Raw genomic sequence first — 4,686 nt, forward strand, 5'->3', positions numbered from 1 at the left:
GTACCCTGACGCGGCTGTTCGCCCTGCTCACTCGGCGGGACGGGCCTGCTGCCAGGCCTGTTGGGAGTGCTCACTACGACTCCTTCGGTGCTTCGTCGTCGGCTTCGGCTTCCACTTCGGCGGAAACTGCGCCCGGCTCCGGCTCGTGCTCGTCGGCGTTGCGGGCGATGGCGAGCAGTGTGTCGCCTTCACCGAGATTCATCAACCGCACGCCCTTCGTCTGCCTGCCGGCTTTGCGTACTTGCTTCGCTGCCGTACGGATCACACCGCCACTGGACGTGATGGCGTACAGCTCGTCATCGTCGTCGACGATGAGAGCCCCCACCAGGGTGCCACGCTTCCTGTCGTACTGAATTGTCAGCACGCCTTTTCCGCCGCGTCCCTGCAGTGGGTAGTCCTCCATCGCGGTGCGCTTGGAGTAGCCGCCCGAAGTGGCGACGAGCAGGTACTTGTCCTCGCGCACGACGTTGAGGGCCAGCAGCTGATCCTCACCGTTGAATCGCATGCCCTGCACACCCGAGGTGGCGCGACCCATGGGTCGCAACACGTCGTCGGTGGCCGAGAACCGGATCGACTGGCCCTGCGCCGAGACGAGAAGCAGATCGTCTTCCGACGACGCCAGCACGGCTCCGACCAGTTCGTCCTCGCCGCGCAGGTTGACGGCCACGATGCCGCCGCTGCGGTTGGAGTCGAAATCGGTGAGCTTGGACTTCTTGACCAGTCCGCCCTTGGTGGCAAGCACCAGGTAGGGCGCGTCCTCGTACGTCTTGATCTGGATCACCTGGGCGATCCGCTCGTCCGGCTGGAACGCCAGCAGGTTGGCCACGTGCTGGCCGCGAGCCGTGCGGTTGGCCTCGGGCAGCTCGTACGCCTTGGCTCGGTAGACGCGGCCCTTGGTGGTGAAGAACAGGATCCAATCGTGCGTCGAGCAGACGAAGAACTTGCTGACGATGTCGTCCTGCTTGAGGCCCGCACCCTGCACACCCTTGCCGCCGCGCTTCTGCGAACGGTAAAGGTCGGTACGGGTGCGCTTGGCGTAACCGGTTTCGGTGATGGTCACGACGACGTTCTCGCGAGCGATGAGGTCCTCGTCGTTGACGTCACCGTCGCTGGCGATGATGCGGGTACGACGGTCGTCGCCGAACTTCTCGACGATCTCGGCGAGCTCGTCACGGACGATCTGACGCTGACGCTCGGGCCGGGCGAGGATGTCCTGCAACTCGGCGATTTCGAGTTCGATCTCGGCCAACTCGTCGATGATCTTCTGGCGCTCGAGGGCGGCCAGTCGACGAAGCTGCATCGCGAGGATGGCGTCGGCCTGGATGGTGTCGACGTCGAGGAGCTCGATCAACCCGGTACGGGCGGCATCGACGTCGGGTGAGCGCCGGATGAGCGCGATGACCTCGTCCAACGCATCCAGCGCCTTCACGAGACCACGCAGAATATGTGCCCGCTCCTCGGCCTTCCGCAACCGGTAGCGGGTACGGCGGACGATGACTTCGAGCTGATGAGCCACGTAGTAACGGATCATCTGATCGAGACGCAGGGTGCGCGGTACCCCGTCGACGATCGAGAGCATGTTCGCGCCGAAACTCGTCTGCAGCTGCGAATGCTTGTAGAGGTTGTTCAGCACGACCTTGGCGACGGCGTCACGCTTGATGGTGACGACGATGCGCATGCCGACACGGTCGGAGGACTCGTCGTCGATCTTGGAGATACCGGACAGCTTGCCGTCGCGAACCTGCTCGGCGATCGAGGTGATCATGTTGTCCGGATTGACCTGATACGGAAGCTCGGTGATCACGATGGTCGCGCGACCGTTGGAGTCTTCCTCGATCTCCACGACACCGCGCATGCGGATGGAACCGCGGCCGGTCGAGTACGCGTCCTGGATTCCCTGCCCGCCGACGATGAGTCCGTGGGTCGGAAAGTCGGGGCCCTTGACCCGTTCCATGCACGCGGCGAGGGTGGCTTCCTCGTCGGCCTCGAAGTTGTCCAGCGCCCAGAACACTGCGTCGCCGAGTTCGCGAAGGTTGTGCGGCGGAATGTTGGTGGCCATACCGACGGCGATTCCGTTGGAACCGTTCATCAACAGGTTGGGCACGCGCGACGGAAGCACCGTCGGCTCTTGGGTTTTGCCGTCGTAGTTGGGGATGAAGTCGACAGTTTCCTCGTCGATGTCCCGCAGCATCTCCATCGCGAGCGGCGTCAGACGGGCCTCGGTGTAACGCATGGCGGCTGCGCCGTCGTTGCCGCGGGATCCGAAGTTGCCCTGACCGTCGACGAGTGGATAGCGCATCGACCACGGCTGAGCCAGCCGAACCAACGCGTCGTAGATCGACGTGTCGCCGTGGGGGTGGTAGTTACCCATCGTCTCGGCGACGGGTCGTGCGGATTTGACGTAACTGCGATCGGGCCGGAAGCCGGAGTCGTACATCGCGTAGAGCACGCGGCGGTGCACGGGCTTGAGTCCGTCTCGGACCTCGGGGAGTGCGCGGCCGACGATGACACTCATGGCGTAGTCGATGTAGCTGCGCTGCATCTCCTGCTGAATATCGACCGGGTCGATCCGGTCTCCGCCTTCGGCGTTGGTCGTCTGCCCCGGGGGGCCGACAGGTGGTTCGGTGATATCCGACATCAAATCTCCTTGAAAGTCACTACGTCACAGCACAATTCGAATGCTGGTACATGCCTGGTCGGGTGCGCCCGAGGCGTGTCACACATCGAGGAAGCGGACGTCCTTGGCGTTGCGCGCGATGAAACTGCGTCGGGCACTGACGTCTTCGCCCATCAGAACGCTGAACAGCTCGTCCGCTGCGGCAGCGTCGTCGAGGGTGACGAGACGTAGCACGCGAACGGCGGGGTCCATCGTGGTCTCCCACAGCTCTTTCGCGTTCATCTCGCCGAGACCTTTGTAGCGCTGCACGCCGTCCTCGACGTTGATCTTGCGCTTGTTCGCGATACCCGCCTCGAGCAAACCGTCGCGCTCACGATCGGAGTACGCGAAATCCGGTTCGCCGCGGCTCCACTTGAGCTTGTACAGCGGTGGCATGGCCAGGTACACGTGACCGTGCTCGATGAGTGGACGCATGAAACGGAACAGCAAAGTCATGAGCAGCGTGGAGATGTGCTGGCCGTCGACGTCGGCGTCGGCCATCAGCACGATCTTGTGGTAGCGCAGCTTGGTGATGTCGAACTCGTCGTGAATGCCGGTGCCGAAGGCGGTGATGATCGCCTGGACCTCGTTGTTCTTGAGGACGCGGTCGATGCGAGCCTTTTCGACGTTGATGATCTTTCCGCGCAACGGAAGGATTGCCTGGAACATGGAGTCGCGGCCGGATTTGGCCGAGCCGCCGGCGGAGTCGCCCTCCACGATGTAGATCTCGGACTTCGCCGGATCGTTGGAACGGCAGTCGGCAAGCTTGCCGGGTAGGCCGCCGATGTCCGTTGCGCTCTTGCGTCGCACCATCTCTCGCGCCTTGCGCGCGGCCATGCGAGCCTGCGCCGAGGACACGGCCTTGTTGATGATGGTCTTGGCGTCGGCCGGGTTGGACTCGAACCAGTGCGCGAGGTGCTCGTTGCACGCCTTCTGCACGAACGAGCGAACCTCGGTGTTGCCGAGCTTCGTCTTGGTCTGGCCCTCGAACTGCGGTTCGCCGACGCGCACCGAGATGACCGCGGCGAGGCCCTCGCGGATATCGTCGCCGGTGAGTTTGACGTCTTTTTCCTTCACCAGTTTCTTCTCGAGTGCGTACTTGTTCACGGTCGAGGTGAGCGCCGTGCGGAAGCCCTCTTCGTGGGTGCCACCCTCGTGGGTGTTGATCGTGTTGGCGAAGGTGTGCACCGACTCGGAGTAGCCGGCATTCCACTGCATCGCGATCTCGACCTCGTGGCCCTCACCCTTGGCGGTGAAGCCGACAACAGAGGAGTGGATGGCGGTCTTCGTCTTGTTGATGTGCTTGACGAAGTCGACCAGGCCGTCCGGGTAGTGGTAGGTACGCTTGCGTGCCTTGGCGGGCTTGACCGAGGCAACCTCTGCCTGCTCGTCCTCTGCCGACTTCGGTGCTTCGGCCGTTTCGCCGAGCTCCTCCTCGGAGGCGTCGGTCGCTGCCACGCGCTCGTCGGTGAAGTTGATGGTGAGTCCCTTGTTGAGGAACGCCATTTCCTGCAGGCGACGGTGCACGGTCTCGAAGCTGAAATCGAGGGTCTCGAAGATCTTGCCGTCGGGCCAGAACCGCACGATGGTTCCGGTATCGGAGGTGTCCCCGACGGTTTCCAGGGGTCCGGGCTTCGCGTAGTCGTACGTCTGCGTGTACCGGTGACCGTCACGTGCGATCTGTAGCTCGACCTTGGTCGAGAGTGCGTTGACCACGGAGATGCCGACACCGTGGAGTCCACCGGACACCGCGTAGGAGTCGGAGTCGAACTTTCCGCCTGCGTGTAGCTGGGTCATGACGACCTCGACGGTGGGAACACCGGAGGAGTGGATCGCGACGGGGATTCCTCGCCCGTCGTCCTCGACCTCGACGCTGCCGTCCGGGTGGATGGTGACGTCGACGGTACTGGCGTAGTCGGCCATCGCCTCGTCGACCGAGTTGTCGACGACCTCCCAGATCAGGTGGTGCAAGCCTCGCTCGCCGGTGGAACCGATGTACATACCGGGCCGCTTGCGGACCGCTTCCAGTC

The 4,686-nt window shown here is 63.5% G+C and carries 2 protein-coding genes; both read right to left on the reverse strand.

The genetic code is table 11. The features are described 5' to 3' along the window. Positions 1 to 73: 73 nt before the first annotated feature. Positions 74 to 2,638, reverse strand: a complete 2,565-nt coding sequence (gene gyrA, locus WBQ44_RS16390; RefSeq protein ID WP_495567731.1) for a DNA gyrase subunit A — start codon at positions 2,636 to 2,638, stop codon at positions 74 to 76. 78 nt (positions 2,639 to 2,716) lie between these two features. After that, a partial coding sequence (gene gyrB / locus WBQ44_RS16395) for a DNA topoisomerase (ATP-hydrolyzing) subunit B (RefSeq protein ID WP_495567732.1) occupies positions 2,717 to 4,686 on the reverse strand: 1,970 nt, incomplete at its 5' end.

This window comes from Rhodococcus sp. (in: high G+C Gram-positive bacteria), assembly GCF_049591685.1.
GTDB lineage: Bacteria > Actinomycetota > Actinomycetes > Mycobacteriales > Mycobacteriaceae > Rhodococcoides.

Bases quoted from the DNA above. Each gene is read 5' to 3' on its own strand.
- gyrA (WP_495567731.1), bottom strand. From the start codon at position 2,638: ATGTCGGATATCACCGAACCACCTGTCGGCCCCCCGGGGCAGACGACC.